This is a genomic window from Streptomyces aureus, from assembly GCF_000725495.1.
In the GTDB taxonomy this organism is placed as follows: Bacteria; Actinomycetota; Actinomycetes; order Streptomycetales; family Streptomycetaceae; genus Streptomyces; species Streptomyces aureus_B.
Genome location: NZ_JNZD01000004.1, coordinates 242378 through 264168, shown reverse-complemented (window position 1 = coordinate 264168; position 21791 = coordinate 242378). Strand labels below are relative to the sequence as shown.

The window sequence follows — 21791 nt, the reverse complement described above, 5'->3', positions numbered from 1 at the left end:
GGTCCGCGTGCTCAGGGCGCGGTGAACAGGCCGGGGAAACGGGGCGCGAGCCAGGGCTTGCGGCCCCGGACGAGGATCCGGCCCCGGAGGAGGGGGCTCACCTGCCCCTGCCGGCCGAGCGCCATCAGCAGGAAGGTGACCGGCTCGATGGAGATCGTGCAGTCCGCCCCGGCCGGGGGCTGCTCGTCGACGCTCACCACACCGTCGGTGAGCGTGACGCCGAACGCCCCGCCGCCCCACAGCCGTATCGCGTAGCGGGCGTTCATACCGGCGGTGTTGCGCGGTTCGGCGACCCGGGGCATCGCCCGGAGCAGGAACGGCACCGTCAGCCCGACCCGGGCCCGGTCGAGCATGTGCGGCCGGCCCAGCGCGCGGGCGAGGTCGTAGCCGTGGCCGAGCATGTGCGTCAGCAGGTACGAGCCGAGCTCCCGGGCACTCATCGTGCCGAGCGGCGTGTCCACGGGCCCCTCGGGGCCGCCCTCCTCCAGTGCCTTCGCGCAGGCGTCGGCGTGTTCGACGATCATCGCGGCCAGGGGCTCGGGCCGTCGTTCCGTGAACTCCGCCAGCGACCGTTCGTTGGCACCGGCGAGACTCTGCGGGGTGCCGTCCCCGTAGGGTCGCGCGTGTCCCGCCGCTATCGCGGCCATCAGTTCGTTGGCCAGGGCCAGATGCGCCGCCGCCTCGCCGACGCTCCACTCGGCGCCGGGGATCCGGCGCTCCATGTCGGTGCCGCCGGGCAGCAGCGCGGCGATGTCCGCGGCGGTCCCGTGCAGCGCCGCGCCCAGTCCCTCGGGCAGCGGCCGTCGTACGTCCCGCCCCGCCACTGAGTCCACGTCGTCCCGCCCTTTCCGCCGGCCCCGCCCCGTGCCGGGCCGACCGGCGGACCGTGAGGAGGCGAGGCGCCCTGTGTGCGCACCGGTCGTACAGAAGACCAGGCATCGGAGGCGGCGGCAAGACCCTGAGCAGGCAGAACGCGGCCGGACGGCAGGACGTCGAGGGCAAAGCGGGCATTCGCCGCGGGAGCGGAGCCCGGCGGCCCGGGGGATTCGTGTCCCCGGGTGTGCGGCCTTCCCGCGGCGGGCCCGCCGCCCCTGCTTACCTCCCGCGTAATCGACGGTCTCCCGGGCGACTGGCAGGGTCGTTCCCACAAGGAGCCCGAACCGTCGGAAGGGACGCCATGACCGCGTACGTCATCGGAAGTCTGCGGGAAGCCGCGCCGCACCCCGAGATCGCCGAGTACATCGAACGGATCGGCGCCACCTTCGAACCGTACGGCGGCCGCTTCCTCGTCCACGCCGCGCAGCACGAGGTCCTGGAGGGCGGCTGGCCCGGGCACGCCGTCGTCATCGGCTTCCCCGACGTCGCGCAGGCGCGCGCCTGGTGGGACTCGCCCGCGTACCGGGAGATCGCCCCGCTGCGCTCACGGCACATCGTCGGGGACATCGTCCTGGTGCCGGGGGTTCCCGAGGGCTACGACCCGGTGGCCACCGCGAAGGCGATGAGGGAGGCTCCGGCCCCTGCCGGGGACACGCGGTGAGGGGACGGCGCCGCCCGGACTTCGGGTGACGCCGTCCCCTCGGGGTACCGCGCGGCGGGAGGCCGTGAGCCGCAGGCGCCGGAGGGGTCCCTAGAGGGGTCCGTCCGGCGCCGGGGCGGATGTCAGCAGGCGCCCTCGTCCTGCCAGGGCCCCCAGTCGGTCGCGGCCGGCGTCTCGTTCTGGGTCCACCACTTGGCCTTCCAGTTGTGGTGGTTGTACGAGGCCTCGTTGCCCGCGGTGTACACCGTGCTCGCGCTCCAGGCCGCCTTGCAGGCGCCGCCCGGAGGCGTGGGTGTCGGGGTGGGAGTCGGCGTCGGGGTGGGCGTGCCGGTGGGCGGGGTCGCGCCGGCGAACTTCACCGAGTACTTGGCGAAGTCCCAGGAGTTCTGCGCCACGCTGGAGCAAGTGCCCGACGTGCGGCCGCCGTTGTCGGCGGGCGAGCACTGGCGGTCGCGGTTCAGGGACCAGAAGGTGAAGCGGTCCATGCTGTGGCTCGTCGCGAAGTCCAGCACCGTCTGGAAGTCGGCCTGGGAGAAGTACTCGCCCGTGTCACTGCGGCCGTTCATCCCGGAGAAGCCCTCGTGGGCGTACGCGGTCGCCTGGTCCCAGCCGAAGGTCGACTGGAGGATGGTGTTGAAGTTGGCGAGCGCGCTGGTCTGGGAAGCGGCGCCGTTGAAGCCGCCGTCGAACGGCATGATGGAGAAGTTGTTGGGGGTGAAGCCCTGCGACTTCGCCTCCAGCAGCATCTGCTTGCCGAACCAGCCCGTGCCGTCCGCCGTTCCGGCCGTGGTGACGGACACGTACAGACCCGGGTTGTTCTGCTGGAGGATCTTGGCGGCGCCGATCTCGTTGTGCACGGCCGCCGTGTTCTCGTACTCCGGCTCCTCGAGGTCGAAGTCGATGGCGTGCAGGCCGTACTTGGTGATCACCTGCTGGTAGGCGGCGGCGGTGGAGGCCGGGTCCGAGCACGCCTGGCCGAGCTTGGTGCCGCCGTAACCGCCGATCGAGACGGAGACGTCGCCGCCCTTGGCGCGGATGGTGTTGATGACCGACTGCACGGCGGTGTCGGAGGACACCGCCGACGTCCCGCCCCAAGTGGGCGAGCAGCCGCCGCCGTTGGGGGCGAGGATGAAGGCGAGCTGGAAGGCCTTCAGGCCGGTCGCGTCCATGATGGCGCCCGCGTCCGGCGGGTCGTTGTCCGTCGGCATCAGGTAGGGGGCGGCGGCGTACCACCGGTTGCCGAGCGCGGTCGTCGCGCCCGAGGCGCTGCCCGCGACGAGAGCGGTCGTGCCGACCGCGGCCAGGCTCACGGCGGCCGCCGCGCCCAGACATGCGCGAAGACGTCTCACTGTGCCTCCAGAGGGGTGGGGGAGGCTCACAGCTTCCGGGCTCTGTCGCGATCACGTCAATATGTTGGACTAGACCAAATAGCTCTTTGGACTAGACCAGGCGAAGTCTTTACCCGCCCGCGCTCACTCGGTCGTGCGCGACTGTCCGGCCGTTCGCCGTCCCGCTCTTGCCGCACGGTGGCACTGAGGGTCAACTGGTGCGTCGCGAGGCTTCGTTGTCAGTACGGCAGGCCCTCCGACGCCGCGTGGAGCGCGGCGTGCAGACAGGCGGCCAGGTCCTCCTCCGAGGCGTGCGCCCGGTCGGCGAACCGTACGGCGAAGTCCTCGGCCGCCGCGCGCAGGGCGCCGTTGACGGTGGCCGCGTGCACCTTCACCCGCAGGTCGTCGGCGCTGCGGCCGGAACGCCGGGCGAGGGCTTCGGTGAGGACGGGGAGCGCGTCGTCGTGCGCCTGGAGCCAGACGGCACGCAGTGCGGGCTCCGTGGGGGTCATGCGGATCAGGTCGAGCACCGCGGGGTCCGCGGACGGCAGCGTCCCGTGGCGGCAGGAGAGGGTCAGGAAGTCCAGTAGGCCGGTCTCGGGCGGCCAGTGCCGCAGTCGATCCGTGGCGGCGTCGAGTCCCGCGGTGAGTAACGGGCGTACGCAGCTCTCCTTGGTGGGGAAATGCCGCCAGAGCGTGCGGGTCGAGACGCCCACCGCCTCCGCGATCTGGTCCCCCGTGGTGGTCGTGACGCCCTGGGAGACGAACAGGCGCACGGCCTCGCGGGCTATCTCCAGCCGGAGGGCCTCCTTGCGTCGTTCGCCCAGTGACGGCCTCGCTGCCGTCGCGGTCCGGTCTGCGGGTGCCGCATCGCGCACCGTCGCCCCACCACCCCTGTCCCCTCGACGGGAGGCAGCATACCGAGCCGCTCAGAAATGACGCACGCAGACATCTTGTCACTGAGTGACATCCACTCCTACTCTCCAGATGTAACTCGGGAGTAACTAGCGGGTGTCGAACGGGACTTCGGCATCCGCACCTGCCGAGAACACCTTCAGGAACAGGGCGGCAGGGACAGCGGGACAGCACGTCACAGCGGAGCCGTAGCCACGAGCACCCGGGCTCCACCGGACACGGCACCCCCATGCCGTACCGCCCGCCCGACGTCGTACGACGTACCGGCGGACGCCGCACCGCGCACCGCCGGGCCGACGGCGCGCGGGCGGTTCCCACGTCCTGTCCACCTCCGCGACGCGGCCGGGCACGGTCCTGCCCTGCCCGCTTCCGGAGCCGATCCGCCCTTCCCCCTTCACCGGCCCGGTCCGCCACCCGTCAGTCCCGCGGTGGCGGCCCGGACGGCACCCCAGCCACCACCGGCGTCACTCCATGGACGCCGTCGGCCGCCCGCACGACCCCCACGTTTTGACGAAGCAGGGAGTGAGCCGTATGCAACGACCCCACAACACCCGTCAGCCGCACCAGATGCCCGGACGGCGTCCCCGCGCGGAGCGCCCCACCCCCGCCCCCCGCCCCGCGCCCGCCGCACGCGGCCGTCTCCTCGCCACCGCGCTCGCGGTCCTCGCCTGTCTGAGCGTCCAGGCGCTGCCCGCCGCCGCGGCCGACGCGAGCGACGTGGTGTCCCGCGGCGTGACCATCCCCGCGTTCTACACGCCGCCCACGAACCTCCCCGCCGCCAACGGCGCCCTGATCCGCAGCGAACCCCTTCCCCTCGCGCTCAGCCTGCCCGGCCTCGACGGTCCGCTCCCCGGCACCGCGACCCGCATCATGTACAAGTCGACCGACTCCAACGGGCAGCCCGTCGCCGTCACCGGCGCCTACATCGAACCCTCGGCCGACTGGAAGGGCGACGGTCCGCGCCCCCTGGTGGCCCTGGCACCCGGCACCATGGGGCAGGGCGACCAGTGCGCGGCCTCCATCGGCCTCCAGCACCCGATCACCTTCAACGGCCAGACGGTCTCCGTCGGTTACGAGGACCTCGCGATCTACCGGCTCCTGGCCTCCGGCGTCTCCGTGGTCGTCACCGACTACGTCGGGCTCGGCGCCACCGACCGGCTCCACACCTACGTCAACCGCCTCGACGGCGGGCACGCCCTGCTCGACGCCGTCCGCGCCGCCCGCCGGCTGACCGGGGCATCGGTCACCGCCGCCTCGCCCGTCGGCCTCTACGGCTACAGCCAGGGAGGCGGCGCCAGCGCCTCCGCGGCCGAACTCCAGCCCGGTTACGCCCCGGACGTCACCCTGGCCGGCACCTACTCCGGCGCGCCGCCCGCCAACCTCTACGACGTCATCAAGGGCATCGACGGCAGTGCCCTCGCCGGCGCGCTCGGCTGGTCCCTCAACGGCTTCCTCCAGGCCGACCCCGCCCTGCAGTCCATCGCCGACGACCACCTCAACGCCTCCGGGAAGGCCGCGCTCGACGACCTGTCCACGATGTGCGTCGGGGACGCGATCCTGAAGTACGCGTTCAAGAAGAGCACGTCCTGGACGAAGGACGGCGAATCCGTCAGCGACCTCGTGGAGAACTCGCCCGAGCTCCAGCGGACCCTCGACAACCAGCGGATCGGAAACCTGAAGCCGACCAGTCCCGTCCGCCTCGCCACCGGCGTCCAGGACGACATCGTCCCGCACGCCCAGGCCCGGCAGCTCGCCGTCGACTGGTGCCGCAAGGGCGCCGACATCACCTACGACGCCGTCATCCTGCCGAACCTCGGCGACAAGCTGCTCACCAACCACATGGCACCCCTGCTCACCGACCAGGGCGACGCCATCGACTGGATCACCGACCGCCTCGCCGGCAAGCGTGCCACCTCCAACTGCTGGACGATGCCGCTCCAGCCCTGAGCCGCACGGTGCGGGCCCCGGCGCCGGTCACCGGAGCCGGGGCCCGCACGCGCGATCCGCGACGCAAGCCGTCGCAGGCGGTCTGCGCCGGTACGGAAGTCGGCCGCAGCACGTCCGACTCCGTGCGCCGGTGGGGAAGTTGGCCAGGAAACGTCAGACTCCGCCCGCCGGTAAGGAAGTTGGCCGTGAAACGCCCATGACGTGAGGCAACCCTCCTGCCTCCTCCTCCGTCCTCGTGGGACGGGGGAGCGCTCCGGGACCCACGGGGCGACGGGGGCGCAGGCCGACCAGGAGGAGAAGAGACTTGTTCCGTGTCCGGCGCACAGGTGTTGTCGCCGCGGTGCTGCTCGCAGCGGTCGCGGGAGCACCAGGATCGACCCAGGCACAACAGGAGCCGGCCGGCTCCGCGCGGCCCGCCGGACAGGCGTCCGCCGCGGACGCCGGCAGCGGACTTCCGAAGGGCTGGAGCGTCACCGGCGAGGGAGCGGCGCGACAGCTCGTCTGGCGCTCGGACCAACCGGTGCCCGTCAGCGACGCCGGTGTCGCGTTCTACGACGGGGACCGCTTCCTCGGCCGGCCCGTGGGAACCGCGGACGGCCGCTCCTTCCGGCTCGCGCTGGGCACGGCCCGGCTCGCGAACCCCACCGGGCTCCAGGCGCGGACCGGCGCGAGGCGCCTGGACGCGGCCGGAGCCGCGACGGGCGGGTCCGCCGGACCGGCCGGGCCCGGCGCACCGCCCTCCATAGCCGCCCGGCCCCCGTCCCCGTCGCCCGCGAACTCCGTGGACCCGGGCAAGCCCGGCCACTACCGGACCGCGACCGGCGACTACGACCTTCCCTCGGTGCGGCTTCCCGGCCTCGCCCGGAGCGTGGAGATGCACGCCGTGGTGGTCGCGCCGACGAACGCCCCCGGACACCGGCCGCTGGTCCTGTTCCTGCACGGCCGCCACGCCACCTGCTACAGCGGCCACGGCCACGACACGACCGGCGCGTGGCCCTGCCCCGCCGGCACCCGCTCCATCCCCAGCTACCGGGGCTACCTAGCCGACCAGAAACTGCTGGCCTCGCAGGGGTACACGACCGTGTCCATCGCCGCCAACGGCATCAACGGACAGGACTACGCGGCGGAGGACGGTGGCGCCCAGGCCCGGTCCTCGCTGGTGCGACAGCACCTGGCCCGCTGGGCGGCCTGGTCGGCGAAACCGGCCACGGCGCCCCCGATCGTGCGGCGGACCGCCCCCGCCGACCTCGCACGGGTTCTGCTGGTCGGCCACTCGCGCGGCGGCGAGGGTGTGAACCGGGCGGCCATGGACAGCCAGTACGCCGCTCCGGCCGACCAGGACGGCTACCCCGGACCGGTGCGCTGGCACATCCGCGGCACCGTGCTCATCGGCCCCACGCTCTTCGGGCAGAATCCGGCGCCCGACGTGCCCTCGGCGACGATCCTGCCCGGCTGCGACGGCGACGTGTCCGACCTCCAGGGCGAGATGTACCTGGACGCGACCCGGGGCGTCAGCAGCGGAACCGCCCTGCACAGCGCCGTCTACATGGTCGGCGCCGACCACAACTTCTTCAACAGCGAATGGACGCCCGGCCAGGCCCAGGCGCCGGCGGAGGACGACTTCTGGAACGGGGACACCCCCGACCGGGTGTGTTCACCGGGCACCGCCACCCGGTTGACGGCCCGTCAGCAGCAGACCGCCGGCGCGACGTACATCGCCGCCGCGGCACGGCTGTTCGTCGCTGGTGACGACCGGGTACGGCCGCTGCTCGACGGTTCGGGACGGCGGGCGCCCTCCGCCGGTCCCGCGCGGGTCCTCACCCACGCGGTCGGCGGCCGCCGTACCCCGGCGTTCCTGCCCGACGCCCAGGTGTCCGTCGACGGGGGCAGGCTGTGCGAGGAGGTCACCGAGGTCGTCTCGGCGGCCTGCCTCGGCTCCGGCCGCGGCGGCGTCTCGCCGCACTTCGCCTCCTGGGCGGCGTCGGACGAGCCCGGACGCCATGCAGTGGCACTGCGGTGGACGGCGGCGGGATCCACCGTCCGGGTCCGCCGGGACCGGCCGGTCTCCCTCGCCGGATCCCAGGCCCTGGCGCTGCGCCTGATCGTCCCGCCGAACAGCAGGGACAACCGGTTCGACATCCGGCTGACCGACAGCTCGGGCCACCGGGCCACCCTGGGGCAGGTCCGGCTCGACGGCCTGCCCGGGACCGACCGCACCGCCTCCTACTGGGGCCAGGAGGTCCGGCTGCCGCTGACCGCGGCCGCCCGCGCGGGAGTCGATCCGCACCGGGTGAAGGCCCTGGAGATCGTGCCGCGCACCCGCTCCGGACAGGCGTGGCTCGTCGACGCGTGGGGATGGCGGGCCGGGACCGCCCCGGTCCGGGCCGCGGACCTCGTCCGTGTCGACCTCGGCCGGCTGACCGTCGACGAGGGTGACGCGGGTGTCCGGACCTACCACGTGCCGGTGCGGGTCACCGGGCACGGGAGCGGCACGGTCCGGCTGTTCGTCGCCGATCCGGACACCGGCCGGACCACCTCGCGCGAGGTGACCGTGCGGCCGGGCGGTGAGGTGCCCGACGTGGCGATCGAGGTCAGGGGCAACAAGCGGTACGGCTACGACGTGGCGCACGACGTCTTCGTGAAGGCGGTCCACGGCGCGGTGACCGGCGCGTTCCGGGGCGGTGTCACCGCGCGGAACGACGACGCGGCGCCCACCGTCCGGGTCACTCCGGCCGCCGCGAGCGCCACCGAGGGCCACAGCCTGACCTGGCACGTCAAGCTCTCGGAGGCCGCGGACGCGGAGATCGCGGCCGACGTCGTCGTCCTGCCCGTGACCTCGGGCGCGGAACTGTCCACCACCGACGTCGATCCCCGGTGGCTGACGACCTACTCGGCCGAGGCACCCCTGCCGTCGCGACCGCTGTCGCGGCTGCGCGGCCTCTCCCTGTACGCCGACATCCCGCCCGGCCGGACGAGTGCCGAGATCACCGTCCCCGTCGCGGCCGACACCCTGACCGAGCCCGCGGAGACGGTACGGATGCGTCTGAGGGTCTACGAGGGTGAGGACGGCACCCGCCGCAACGGTCCCGAGTTCACGGGGACCGTGCACGACCCGGCGTAGCCCGGCACCCGCCCGTGGCCGGCACGCGCCTTCCCTCTGCCGAAGGCGCGTGCCGGCCACAGCCATGCGGGAGAGGCCTCAGAACTCCTCGTGCGTCGTGGGGTCGCCGCCGAGCCGGCGGTGCGGACGATCGCCGACCGCCGCCATCTCGGCGGGCGTCAGCTCGAACCCGAAGACGTCGAGGTTCTCCCGCTGCCGCCCGGCGTCGGCGGACTTGGGGATGGGGACCGCTCCGAGCTGGGTGTGCCAGCGCAGCACCACCTGGCCGGGCGTCACACCGTGTGCCTCGGCGATCTTTCCGAGCGCGGGGTCGTCCAGCAGCCGGGAGCCGCGGCCCAGCGGACTCCAGCTCTCCGTGACGATGCCCTTGGCGGCGTGGAAGGCGCGCAACTCGTCCTGGGGAAGCGCGGGATGCAGCTCGATCTGGTTCACCGAGGGCAGCACCCCGGTCTCCGCCTCCAGCCGGGAGACGTGCTCGGCGGTGAAGTTCGAGACGCCGATCGACCGCACCAGGCCCGCCGCGCGGAGCTCGATCATCGCCTTCCAGGAGTCCACGTACTTGTCCACGCGGGGCAGGGGCCAGTGGATCAGGTACAGGTCCACGTAGGACAGCCCGAGGCGGGCGCGCGACTCCTCGAAGGAGGCCAGCGTCTCCGCGTGGCCGTGGTGCCTGCCCGGCAGTTTGGTGGTGACGACGATCTCCTCGCGAGGGACACCGGAGCGGGCGATGCCCCGTCCGGTGCCGGTCTCGTTGCGGTAGTTGGCCGCCGTGTCGACGAGCCGGTAGCCCAGGCCGAGCGCGCGGCCCACCGCCTCCTCGGCCTGGGCGTCGTCCATCGGCCAGGTGCCGAGTCCGACCGCCGGGATGTGCGTACCGTCGTGGGCCGTGCGGTCCGGGATGCTGGTCACGAAGAGCCCTTCCGAAGCTGCGAGAGGTACGCGCCCATCGTGCCCGGCGGTCGTCCTCGCCGTGCCCCGGGCGCGCCGCCGCCGACGGGGCCGGACGGCGGACGTGCGCACTCCCTCACCCGCGCGGCTCCGCGGGCGCGGAAACGGCCGGTGCGACGGCCGCGGAGGCGGCCGACCCCGCCAGGTGCTGCCGGAGGTTCCCGCCGCGTGCCCCGCACCCCGCCGCGTGCGCCGGCCCGCCCGCCGGGCGAGCGGGCCGGCGTCCGCCCCGGGTCAGGCGGTGTGCAGTCGGAGCCCGTAGCGGTTCAGGATCTCGTTGACGGGCTGGAACCAGGTCTGGCCGCCGCTGGTGCAGTTGCCCCAGCCGCCGGAGGTGACGCCCTGTGCCTGGTCACCGCTGATGAACGAGCCCCCGGAGTCGCCGGGTTCGGCGCAGACGCTCGTCTTGGTCATCTGGTGCACCGCGCCCTGGCTGTAGTTGACCGTCTCGTTCTTCGCGAGGACGGTGCCGCAGTGCCAGTGGGAGGTGGAGCCGGAGCGGCAGATCGAGGCTCCGACGGGTGCCTCGCCCGAGCCGCGGACGAGCTGGTCGGAGACGGTGCCCCAGCCGAGGACCACGGGCACGGTCCACCAGCCGCTGCCCACGTTGACCCAGGCGTAGTCGTTGTCCGGGAACGAGGAGCCCTGGAAGTTGCCTATGTAGCTGCCGTCCCAGCCGCGGACCCCGGCGCCCGGCTGGGCGCAGTGCCCGGCGGTGACGAAGCCCCCGTACACCGAGAAGCCGATGGAGCAGCGGACGTTGCCCGTGTAGTACGGGTCGCCGCCCACCGTGCCCGCCGCGAACGTCCTCGGCGCCCGGTCCGTGGTGTGCACGACGACCGGACCGGCCGCGCGGGCGCGGGAGACGAAGGCGCGGACATCGTTGTCACCGCGGTGGGCCGACACCACGTCGACGACCACGGAGCCGGCCTCGGGGTCGACGTGCCAGCCGGCCACCCCCGCCGGCGCTTCGAGCGCGTCGATACGGGTCTTCGTGGTGTCCAGCTGCCGCTGGCTGTGCTTGACGAGGGTGACGCGGGCCCCGGTCGCCGCCACGGCCTCGCGTGAGGCGGCCTCGGTGACGGCCACGACGAGCCTGCCGCTCGCGGCGTCGAACCACGAGCCCCCGTAGGAGGCGCCGGCCGCGCGCCGGGCGGCGCGCTCGACGCCGCGTGCGGCGGTTTCCTGGGCCAGCCGGTCGGTGGCCTGCTGCCGGGTGAGTCCGAGATCGCGCTGCATGGCCGACACCAGTGCCGATGAGGCCGGCGCCCTTGATGTCGTGATGCTGAGGGGAGCTTCGCTCGCGGCGGCCCGGGTGAGTCCGAGCGTCGCGGCGCTGACGAGCAGGCCCGCGGATAAGGCGGTGCGCAGAACTGTGGTGCGTCTCACGGGAGTTGCCTTTCGTCGGTCCGATGGACGGTGAGTGGGGCGAAGGGCAGGAGAGAGCGCTCTCAGAGTTGCGTGGAAGAGGGTAGTGTGAGGCTCCGGCAAGGTCCATACCAATGCGCGGACCGGTTGTCCGGCTCGTGCCGGAACGTGCCCGCTCTCCCGCCCTCCCCGGCGGCCGGAACGACCTTCGTCCGCCCATGTCACAGGCGTCGGAGCGGCTTTCGGGATCACGTTCCGTCAGAGTCCGGTGGCGCACCGGAGGGTTCTTCGTGATCTTGTGGCCCTGGGTGAACAGCGTCTGATCACGGTCCTGTTGGCAGTAGGCTCAACCTGCCGCGGCGCCCCGATGATCACTGATGCTCGGTAGGGCATTGTCCGATGGCGACCGACGGAATCCCTACGGCGTGAGGATGAAGCACAAGTGCTGATAGCGGGACGGTATCGGCTGCAGACCACTCTCGGGCGGGGCGCGATGGGGGAGGTGTGGCGGGCCTACGACGAGATGATCGGGCGATCCGTGGCCGTGAAGCTCCTCCTCTCCCAGGACGCCGACCCGACGGCCGCGGCCCGGTTCCGTCTGGAGGCCCAGACCGCGGGCCTGCTCAACCACCGTCATGTGGTGGGCGTGCTGGACTTCGGGGCCTTCGAGAACCGGCTGTTCCTCGTGATGGAGCTGGTCGAGGGCGACAGCCTCGCCAGTGTCCTCACCGGCGCCGGGCGGCTGCCCGCCGACCGGGTCGCGCGGATCGCCGCCGAGGCGGCCGCGGGGCTGGCCGCCGCGCATCAGCAGGGGATCGTGCACCGGGACATCAAGCCCGGAAACCTGCTGCTGGACGCCGAGGGAAGCGTCAAGATCGGCGACTTCGGGATCGCCCGCTTCATGGACGACCCGGCGGGCGGTCTGACCGCGACCGGGCAGATCGTCGGCACCAGCCTGTACCTGGCTCCCGAGCGGGCCCTCGGCAAGACCGCGGGGCCGCCCTCCGACATGTACTCCCTGGGCTGCGTCCTGTACCAACTCCTCACCGGACGGCCGCCGTTCCAGGCGGGCAGCCCCGTCGCGGTCCTCCACCACCACCTCGACACCGCCCCGACCCCGCCGCGCGAGCTCGGTGCCGAGCTGCCGCCCGCCTTCGAGAACTACCTGCTCAGCCTGCTCGCCAAGCAGCCCGAGGAACGGCCCACCGCCGTTCAGGCCGCAGCCTGGTACGGCTCGGGCGCCTGGCGGGGACGTCCCGAGCCGCTCCCGGCCGCGACGCCTGAGCCGCGACGGCACCGGCAGGACGTGAGGGCCACCGGTCCCGCGACCACGTACGCCCTGCCGTCGGTGATGAGGGACGCCGCGGGAGGCGGTCACCGCTCGCGCCGGCGCCCGCGCTCGGGGGTCGGTGAACTCCTCGAGGACCGGCGGCGGGTGGTGGGGGCCGCGGCCGGAGCCGTGGTCTTCCTGCTGGCGGTGCTCGTCGGTGTCGAGGTGTTCTCGCCCGACAGCAGCTCCGCGGAGACACCGACGCCCGGCTCGACCGTCCCGGTGAACACGTCCTCTCCCGCTCCCACGGCGCCGGGGGGCACTCCCACCGGTTCCTGACCGGGCGGGCGGCGGCGCGAGGGCGGGACGACGGGGCCGGGAGGCGCCGACGGGCCAGGGTTGCGCGGGTGCCGACGTGGCGTCAGCCGACGCTGCGGGGCCGACGGGCCCCAAGCTGCCGAGAGGCCGCCGCAGGCCGGGACCAGGAGTGCGGCGATTGAGATAACTCCCCTGTATTTGTGGGGAGTTCGTCGATCTGGCACATGTGAGACGTGGCGCTTTCGTGCCATCGTCCGGCGCTCCCCCGACGACGCCGGGCGGGTAGAAAACGCACCATGATCTCCCGCATACCTCCCCCTCGCAGCAGTCGAAGAGCCCTCGCGGCAGCGGTGGGCACCCTCTCCGTCCTCACCTCACTGGCCCTGCCCGCCGGTCCGGCACTGGCCGATACCACATCAACACCCGCCGCACCCGCGCCTGTTGCGGCCACCGGGTCCGGACAGCACACCGTGACCCTCCTCACCGGCGATGTCGTACGCGTCACCGGACTTGCCGGCGGCGGGCAGACCGCCGACGTCACCCGCCCGTCCGGCGCCCTCGGCGGCGTACGCACCGAGACCGTCGGCGGGGATCTGTACGTCTACCCGGACGAGGTGATGCCCTTCCTCGCCGCGAACCGGCTGGACCGGCGGCTGTTCGACGTCACCGCCTTGATCGAGCAGGGCTACGACGACGCCCACAGCGCGGGCATCCCCCTGATCCTGGGCTACGGTTCCAAGACGGCGCCCTCGGCCGCGGCCACGCCCGGCGGCGCCACCCGGGTGCGCGACCTCCCCGCCATTCATGCGACGTCCGTGCGCGCGGCCAAGAAGCAGGCCCGGAAGCTGTGGCGGTCCGTCGCTCCCACCGCCTCCGCCGCCGGTGCCTCGGCGAAGGCCCTGAACGGATCGGCGTCCGGTGCTCCCCGGCTCGCCGACGGACTGTCCAAGATCTGGCTGGACGGCCGGGTCGAGGCGACGCTGAAGGACAGCACGGCGCAGATCGGCGCGCCCGACGCTTGGGGCAAGGGCCTCGACGGCAAGGGCGTCAAGGTGGCCGTGCTGGACACCGGCGTCGACACCCACCACCCCGATCTCGCCGACCGCGTCGGTGCGTCGCAGAGCTTCGTGCCCGACGAGACCGTCGAGGACGGCCACGGCCACGGCACCCACACGGCCTCCACCGTGGGCGGCAGCGGAGCCGCCTCCGACGGCGCCGAGAAGGGGGTGGCGCCGGGCGCCGATCTGATGGTCGGCAAGGTGCTCTCGAACGACGGCTACGGCCAGGACTCCTGGATCATCGCCGGCATGGAGTGGGCCGCCGGGCACGGCGCCCGGGTCATCAGCATGAGCCTGGGTTCCTCGGAACCCTCCGACGGCACCGACCCGATGAGCCAGGCCGTCGACAAGCTCACCGAGGACACCGGCGCGCTCTTCGTGATCGCGGCCGGCAACTCCGGCGGCGAGGCGAGCATGGGCAGCCCCGGCGTCGCCGACGCGGCGCTGACCGTCGCCGCCGTGGACTTTGCCGACAAGCGCGCGTCGTTCTCCTCGCAGGGCCCGCGCCTGAACGACTACGCCCTCAAGCCCGACATCTCCGCCCCCGGCGTCGCCGTCCTCGCCGCCAAGGCGGGCGGCAGCGCCGAGACCGGCTGGTACCAGTCGATGAGCGGCACCTCCATGGCGACGCCCCATGTCGCGGGCGCCGCGGCGATCCTCGCCCAGGAGCACCCGGACTGGAAGGCCCGGCAGCTCAAGGACGCGCTGATGAGCACGTCCAAGAAGCTGACGGCGTACACCGCCTATCAGGTGGGCGCGGGACGCGTGGACCTGACCGCCGCGACCGCCACGACGGTGACCGCCACCGGTTCGGCCTACTTCGGCATCGACATCTGGCCGCACGAGGGCGCGCAGTCGGTCGACCGCACCGTCACCTACACCAACAGCGGTGACACTGCGGCTGAGTTGAACCTCGCCCTGAACGCGACCGTCGCGGGCGGTCCGTACGACACCGACCCCTCCGCCGACAAGGGCAAGCCCGCCCCCGACGGGATGTTCACCCTCTCCGCCGACACCGTTACCGTGCCCGCCCACGGCACCGCCACCGTGACCGCCACCGCGAAGCCCGGCCTCGGCGCCGACGGCCGCCGCTACCTCGGCGAGATCACCGCCACCGACGCCTCCGGCGCGGCACTGGCCCGCACCCAGGTCGGCCTCTACCGCGAGGACACCCGGCACACCCTGCACATCAGCCTCAAGGACCGGTCAGGCAAGCCCACCGCCGGCTATGTCGAGATGCAGCAGTTCGGCAGCGACCTGGACCCGTGGGCCGTGTACGTGGACAACAGCGGCGAGCTCGACCTGCGCATGCGCGAGGGCACCTTCAGCCTGCTCGCGTTCCTCGACGTACCCGGCAGCCGCGGCCCGGACTCCGTCGGCATGGCCCTGCTGGGCGACCCCGAGGTCGTGCTCGACCAGGACCGGGACGTCGACCTCGACGCGAGCAGAGCCCGTGCGGTGACCGCCGAGGTCCCGCGCCGGACCGAGGACCGCACGCTCTCGATGAACTGGTACCGCGCCGACGGCACGGACGCCAACCAGTACGGGATCGGCATCCTGGAGGTGCAGTACCTGCTGGCCGCCAAGTACGACAGCATGTACGTACTGCCCACCCGCAAGGTGACCACCGGCTCCTTCGAGTACGAGACCCGCTGGCGCAAGGCGGTCCCCTTCCTCACCCTCACCGACGACGGCCGTGAACTCCGGCCGATGGGCCAGGCCCGCTCCGCGCTGTACGACGGGCACAAGCGCCTCGACGTGGTGTACGCCGGCACCGGCACCCCAGCCGAGTACGCAAAGCTCCAGGTCAACGGCAAGGTGGCCCTGGTGACCCGCTCGGACGTCCTCTCCGCCGCCGACCGTGGACAGGCAGCGGCCGACGCCGGGGCCGCGCTGCTGATCGTCGTCAACGACGGGCCCGGCAAGCTCCTGGAGTACGTCGGCACCGGGAGCGGTGACTACAGCGCCGTGCCGGTGTTCTCGCTGACCGCGCGCGAGGGCGCGCCCCTGGTCGCCGAGGCGAAGCGCTGCCGGCTGCGGCTCGACGTCGAGGGAGTGCCCAACTCTCCTTACGTGTACGACCTCTCCGACGCGCACCCGGACCGGATCCCCTCCACCGGGCTGAGCTACCGTCCCCGCCCGTCCGAACTGGCCACGATCGACATGCGGTTCCACGGAGCCGTCAAGACGCCCAGCGGCGAGTACCGGTCCGGCTTCCGCCCCTACCGCAAGTACGGCTCCGGGTTCCTCCAGCGTCTGGACATCCCCGGCACCCGCACCGACTACGTCTCGACGCAGCCGGGCACCCGGTGGGTGGAGAGCCTGGGCACCGGGCCGGGACTGGTGCTGTCCTCGCAGAGCGTGCGCAACGCCTACGAGCCGGGCTCCCGTCAGGTCCGTGACTTCTTCGGAGCGGTGACACGCCCCGCCAACGGCGGCACCTACTGGTGGTCGCAGCGCCAGAAGGCGCAGATCGCGTTCAACGTCCAGCCCTGGTCGGACAGCGGTGCCGGTCTGCACGCCGGCGTCATGCAGAGCGGCAACACGATCGGCCTGAAGGTGTACCAGGACGGCACCCTGATCAAGACCAGCACCTCGCAGGCCGCCACGATCTACCCCGCGCCGAAGACCCCGTCGGTCTACACCCTCGACCTCACCGCCGAACGCGACGCGGACACCTACCGGTTGTCCCCCCGCACCCATACGGTGTGGCAGGTGACGTCCGACCCGGTGACGGACCCGACGAGGATCGACAGGATGGCCGTGCTGCAGATGGACTACGGCGTCGACACCGATCTGGCGGGTGACGCTCGTGGCGGCCGCCAGACGCTCCGGCTGACCCCGCGTCACCTCGAGGGCGCGGCCGGTGCCGGGACGGTGCAGGGCGCGACGCTGTCGGTCTCGTACGACGACGGGGCGACCTGGACACCGGCCAAGGTCACCGGCAGGTCCGGTACCTGGACGGCCGTCTACGACGCCCCGCGCCACGGATACGTGTCGCTGAGGGCCGAGGGCTGGGACGACGCGGGCAACCGCGTCACACAGGAGGTGATCCGCGCCTACGGCCTGAAGTAGTCCGACCGCAAGGGCCGTCGCCCCGGCCGTCGTGCCGCCGTCCCCCGGCGGCCCGACCGGGGCGGCGGCCTCCGGGTTCCGGCGGCCCGACCGGGGCGGAGGTCTCCGGGTTCCGGCGAAGGCAACCGACGGCGCAACGGCCTGAGTTCGGGCGCTGAAGGGAACCAACAGCGGAGCGGCCCGAGTTCGGGCGGTGAAGGCAACCATTGCGGGCACTTGGCCGTCCTCTGGTCAAGGATCCCGGACGGGAGGCGCCGATGGGGCTCGTGCGTGTACTGCTGCCGTTGTCGCGGACGGCGGCCCGGCTGAGCCCCGGCCCCGGCCGGCGCCTGCTCGGCGCCACGCTGACCCGCTGTCTCGCCCCGCGCTGGGTGCTGCTGCGACCGCCCCCGTCGGGGCGCCGGCTGGCCTGGGCCGAGGAGGCGGCGGCCGTGTACCGGGAGCTGGCCGGGGCGAGGAAGGCCCACCAGCGGGACCGGGACCTCCTGGCCCGCGCGCTGGTGTGGCACGCCCACACACTGATGCTCGTCAACCGCTGCGAACAGGCGCACGCGGCGCTGGACGCGGCCACGGCCGTACCGGGTGCGCGGTGGTCGCCGGCGCAGCGGGCCTTCGCGCTGCATCTGCGGGCACAGGCGCGGTTCGGCCTGGCGCGGCTCGACGACGCGCTGGGATCGGCGGAGGAGTGCGTGGCCGTCTACCGCCGGCTCGTGCCCACCCGGGGCGAACGTCCCCTGGGCGGACTGCCGGGGGCGCTCCGCACGTACGCGCTGGTGCTGAGGGCCCTGAACCGCACGGAGGACTCGGTGGCCGCCTACGAGGAGTGCGCCGGGCTGCTGCGGGACATGTCGCTGCGCGAGCTGAGCCGCGTGACCCTGGTGCGGGTCCGGGTGCTGTGCGAACTCACCGCGGGGCTCGTGGCGTTGGGCCGGCACGAGGAGGCGCTGGCCGTGGGGCGGGAGGCCCGGGACAACGCCGATCCGGTCATGCTGCGGGTCGTACCCGAGGTCGTACGGCCGCTCAGGGCGCGGCTCTTCACGGACCTGGCGCGCGCTCTGGAGGTGACGGGTGACCCGTCCGCGGCGCGGACGACGGCGCAGGAGGCCGTGGCCGAGGCCCGGACCGTGGTGCTCCGGGACCGGGCGACGGGCGAACCACTGCTCATCCTGGCGCTCGACCGCCTCGCCGACCAGTTCCGCGAACTGGGCGACCCGGCCGCCGAGTCGGCCCCCCGGCGGGAAGCGGTGGACCGGTGCGCCGGTCTCGCCGACGAACGCCCGGACGTCTACGCGCCCCTGCTCGCCGTCTGTCTCGAGCGGCTCGCCGACTGCCACCGGGAGGCGGGCGATTCCCACGAGGCCGTCCTCGTGGGGGAACGCGCCGTGGCCGCCCACCGGCGGGCGGTCGACCTCGACCCCACCGCCCACGAGCCGCAACTGGCCCGTGCCCTGACGGACCTGAGCCGGCTGCGGCTGGCCGGCGGCGACGCCGACGGAGCCACGGGGGCCGCACGGGAGGCGGTCGCCCTCACCCGCCGCCTGGCCGAGTCGCACTGGTCCGCCTACCACGCCCTGACGGCCCGCCGGTTACGGGTCCTCGGCCGCGCCCTGCGCCGCGCCGGCGACCACGGGGCGGCCGTCGCCTGCTACACGGAGGCGGAGTCCATCCTGGTCGACGAGTCGTCGGGACCCGACGACCGCCGGTACGCGACCTCGCTGTCCGCCGCGCGGTCCGGGCTCGCCCGCGCGCTCGACGCCGAGGCCCGCGCCCATCTGGCCGACGGCCGGGCCGACGACGCCGTCGCGGCGCTGCGCTCCCTGCTCGCGCTCACCCACCGCACCGGCCAGACGCACGTCCACGCCCGCTGTGTCACCTCGTTCGCCGACGCCCGCGCGCAGTACCCGGAAGCGGTCGTGCCGGCCTGGAGGCGGGCGACCGGTGAGGAATTCCCGACCTTCGTGTACCGCTTGTCCGGGGCCGTGAGCGGGGAGTCACCGGCCGCCGGAAGCCGACCTCCCGAGGCTGGGCGGGCGGATCCGCGACAGACCGGGCAGATCGCACCGTGAAGCGGAGGGCTTCTTCTTAAGTGCGGGTTAAACGCGTCTTAAGCAACCGTGGGTGCCCTCCGCTTCCTCAAGTAACCGCAGGTCAGGGCGATTTGGTGAACGGCCGGGACAGTTGGCCTCGCCATGACTCGTGCGTAGCATCAGGGCCCACCGGTACGGACCAGTACGGGCAGAGAGCGCTCTCAGGGACGGAGAGCCGCTGTCGCCGCCCGCGCGGGGGGGCGTGGTCGCCGCGCCGGTCCCCACTCCCCACAGCCGCACAGACAAGGGGTGTTCAGTCATGGCTGTTCATCGCGCACGCCGATGGTCCCTCGGGGGACTGGCACTGCTGCTCGCCACCGGCGCGGCCGGTGGTGTCCTGTTCACCGCCACGGGTCCCTCCGCCGGCCGGGCCCACGCCGCCTCGGCCGTGCAGACCTGGTCCGACGAGTTCGACGGAGCCGCCGGAACCGCGCCGAGCTCCGCCAAGTGGACCCTGGAGACCGGCGGTTCGGGCAACGGCAACCACGAGCTGCAGTACTACACCAAGAGCACCGACAACGCGGCCCTCGACGGCAACGGCCACCTGGTCATCACCGCGCGCAAGAACGGCGACGGCGGGCTCCAGTGCTGGAACGGAACCTGCCAGTACACCTCGGCCCGGCTCAACACCGCGAAGACCTTCACCCAGGCTTACGGCCACTTCGAGGCCCGCATCAAGATCCTGCGGGGACAGGGCGTCTGGCCCGCGTTCTGGATGCTGGGCGACAACCTGGGCAGCGTGGGCTGGCCGAACAGCGGCGAGATCGACGCCATGGAGAACGTCGGCAAGGAGCCCGGAACGGTCCATGGGACCATCCACGGTCCCGGCTACTCGGGCAGCGGCGGCATCGGCGCCGCGTACACGCTGCCCGACGGCAAGGCCTTCGCCGACGACTTCCACGTCTTCGCCGTCGACTGGAGCCCCACCGCCATCACCTGGTCCGTGGACGGGCACGCCTACGAGACCCGCACGCCGGCCGACGTGAACGGCAACAAGTGGGTCTACGACCACCCGTTCTTCGTCATCCTGAACCTCGCGGTCGGCGGTGACTGGCCCGGCAGCCCGGACTCCTCCACCTCCCTGCCGCAGAGCATGACCGTCGACTACGTGCGGGTCACCGCCGCGGACTCCGGCAAGCCCACCACGGGTACCGGCACCACCGGCCCCATCAAGGGCATCGGCGGCATGTGCGTCGACGTGGCCGGCGCCTCCAGCGCCGACGAGACCCCGATCCAGCTGCACGGCTGCAACGGGGCCGACGCCCAGAAGTGGACCGTGGGCACCGACGGCACCGTACGGGCGCTCGGCAAGTGCCTCGACGTACGCGCCGCCTCCACCGCCGACGGAGCCCCGGTCCAGCTCTACGGCTGCAACGGTACGAAGGCCCAGCAGTGGAGCGTCGGCTCCGGCGGAGCCCTGACGAACACCGGCTCGGGCAAGTGCCTCGACGCCAAGGACAACTCCTCGGCCGACGGAACCCGGCTGCAGATCTGGACCTGCGCCGGCACGGCCAACCAGAAGTGGACGCTCGGCTGACCCGACGGCCGCCTTCGTCCCTCCCACCCCCCACCGCCTCTCCATCAGGCGCAAGCACCAAGGAGCACAACGCACATGACGGCTCGTCACCAGCGGAACCTGACCCGTCGCAAGACCCTGTTCGCCCTCGGGGGCGCGGCCGTCGCCGCGCCCGCCATCGCGGCGATCGCGCCGTACGCCATGGCCGGTCAGACGGGTGCCTCCACCAAGGCCGCCGCGGGCTCGCTCCCGCTGACGATCGTCAACAACAGCGGCTCGTTCGGCAACCGGTCGGTGCACGTCTACATCGTCGGCAACCAGGACGGAAAGCAGGTCCGCGTCACCCAGGACGGCAAGCTGGCGCCCGTCTCCCTCGCGGACAACCGGGCGGACGGGTTCACCGACTACGCGCTGACCCTGGCGGCGAGCGGGGAGACCCGGCTGAACCTGCCGTTCATGTCGGGTCGCATCTATGTGTCCCTGGGTGCGAAGCTCAAGTTCAAGGCGGTCAAGGACGGCAACGGCAACGCCGCCCTGCAGTTCCCGGCCGGCTGGGTCAAGTCCGACCCCAGCTTCGGAGTGCTGCACGACTGCGCCGAGTTCACCTTCAACTCCGCCGGCATGTTCTGCAACACGACCATGGTCGACATGTTCAGCGTACCCATGAACATCCGGCTGACCGGGGCCAAGCAGCAGACGACCGGCACCATCCGCAAGGGCGGACGGGCCGCCGCGTTCGCCGCGATCAAGCGGAACCCGGACTTCGCTCCCCTCGTGGTCGGCGACCTCCGCATCATGGCCCCGGGCCACGGACTCGACGCGGGCGTGTTCGCCAAGGACTACCTCGCCCCGTACATCGACCAGGTGTGGAGCACGTACACCGGCAAGAACCTGACCGTCAGGACCAACGCGGGCACGTTCACCGGCCGGGTGCGCGCCGACAGGTTCACCTTCACGGGGCCCGCCTCCGTCTCGTTCGCGAAACCGTCCACCCGTGACGTCCTCTTCTGTGACGGCACCCTCGCCGCGCCCAACGACGGGACGACCGGTCCTGTGGCCGCCGTGCTCGGCGCCGGGTTCAACCGTTCCACCCTGCTCGGCAATCCGGCGCAGCCGACCACCAAGGCGGCGGACTTCTACCGGACCAAGCTCACCAACCACTACTCCAAGGCCGTTCACGCGGCCACCGTGGACGGGAAGGCCTACGGCTTCGCCTTCGACGACGTCGCCGACTTCGCCTCCTTCATCCAGGACACCGCCCCCACCGCGATGCGCCTGACCCTGTCCCCCTTCTGAGGTCCCG

General features: G+C 72.8%; 13 protein-coding genes. 8 read left to right on the top strand and 5 right to left on the bottom strand.

The genetic code is table 11. The features are described from left to right. Positions 1-11: 11 nt before the first annotated feature. Positions 12-833 carry a maleylpyruvate isomerase family mycothiol-dependent enzyme gene (locus IO36_RS07300; RefSeq protein ID WP_051900123.1) on the bottom strand — a complete coding sequence of 274 codons (822 nt, stop codon included), beginning with the start codon at positions 831-833 and terminating at the stop codon, positions 12-14. Positions 834-1177: 344 nt separating this feature from the next. Between IO36_RS07300 and IO36_RS07295 the strand changes: the two genes are divergently transcribed. Further along, positions 1178-1537 carry a DUF1330 domain-containing protein gene (locus IO36_RS07295; protein WP_037617428.1) on the top strand — a complete coding sequence of 120 codons (360 nt, stop codon included), beginning with the start codon at positions 1178-1180 and terminating at the stop codon, positions 1535-1537. Between the two features lie 122 nt (positions 1538-1659). Here IO36_RS07295 and IO36_RS07290 read toward each other — a convergent pair whose 3' ends face one another. Then, positions 1660-2886 (bottom strand): chitinase, encoded by a 1227-nt coding sequence (locus IO36_RS07290; RefSeq protein WP_051900122.1) that lies wholly within the window; start codon positions 2884-2886, stop codon positions 1660-1662. A gap of 218 nt (positions 2887-3104) precedes the next feature. Then, positions 3105-3743, bottom strand: a complete 639-nt coding sequence (locus IO36_RS07285) for a TetR/AcrR family transcriptional regulator (protein ID WP_037617423.1) — start codon at positions 3741-3743, stop codon at positions 3105-3107. 604 nt (positions 3744-4347) lie between these two features. Between IO36_RS07285 and IO36_RS07280 the strand changes: the two genes are divergently transcribed. Both IO36_RS07280 and IO36_RS07275 read left to right on the top strand, forming a co-directional pair. Beyond that, positions 4348-5727 carry a lipase family protein gene (locus IO36_RS07280; protein WP_037618378.1) on the top strand — a complete coding sequence of 460 codons (1380 nt, stop codon included), beginning with the start codon at positions 4348-4350 and terminating at the stop codon, positions 5725-5727. A 304-nt stretch (positions 5728-6031) separates the two neighbouring features. Next, entirely contained in the window at positions 6032-8848 is a 2817-nt protein-coding gene (locus tag IO36_RS07275) for a hypothetical protein (RefSeq protein ID WP_037617420.1), read from the top strand. A 78-nt stretch (positions 8849-8926) separates the two neighbouring features. On the opposite strand, the gene IO36_RS07270 is transcribed toward IO36_RS07275, so the two are convergent. Together IO36_RS07270 and IO36_RS07265 are read right to left on the bottom strand one after the other, a co-directional pair. Further along, complete coding sequence (locus IO36_RS07270; protein WP_037617418.1) at positions 8927-9757, bottom strand: aldo/keto reductase; 831 nt, start codon at positions 9755-9757, stop codon at positions 8927-8929. Positions 9758-10030: 273 nt separating this feature from the next. Then, on the bottom strand, positions 10031-11185 hold the full coding sequence (locus tag IO36_RS07265) for a S1 family peptidase (protein WP_037617417.1): 1155 nt from the start codon (positions 11183-11185) through the stop codon (positions 10031-10033). A 421-nt stretch (positions 11186-11606) separates the two neighbouring features. On the opposite strand from IO36_RS07265, the gene IO36_RS07260 reads away from it, so the two are divergent. The 5 genes from IO36_RS07260 (at position 11607) to IO36_RS07240 (ending at position 21784) form a co-directional block, all read left to right on the top strand. Next, a complete protein-coding gene (locus tag IO36_RS07260) occupies positions 11607-12773 on the top strand; it encodes a serine/threonine-protein kinase (protein WP_051900120.1) in 1167 nt (388 codons plus the stop codon). Positions 12774-13048: 275 nt separating this feature from the next. Continuing rightward, positions 13049-16885: a S8 family serine peptidase gene (locus tag IO36_RS48880; RefSeq protein ID WP_037617415.1), complete on the top strand. Its 3837-nt coding sequence runs from the start codon at positions 13049-13051 to the stop codon at positions 16883-16885. Positions 16886-17142: 257 nt separating this feature from the next. Next, entirely contained in the window at positions 17143-18951 is a 1809-nt protein-coding gene (locus IO36_RS07250) for a hypothetical protein (RefSeq protein ID WP_037617412.1), read from the top strand. 280 nt (positions 18952-19231) lie between these two features. After that, on the top strand, positions 19232-20509 hold the full coding sequence (locus IO36_RS07245) for a glycoside hydrolase family 16 protein (RefSeq protein ID WP_037617410.1): 1278 nt from the start codon (positions 19232-19234) through the stop codon (positions 20507-20509). A 75-nt stretch (positions 20510-20584) separates the two neighbouring features. After that, positions 20585-21784, top strand: coding sequence for a beta-1,3-glucanase family protein (locus tag IO36_RS07240; RefSeq protein ID WP_037617408.1), 1200 nt, complete (start codon positions 20585-20587; stop codon positions 21782-21784). Positions 21785-21791: the final 7 nt, after the last annotated feature.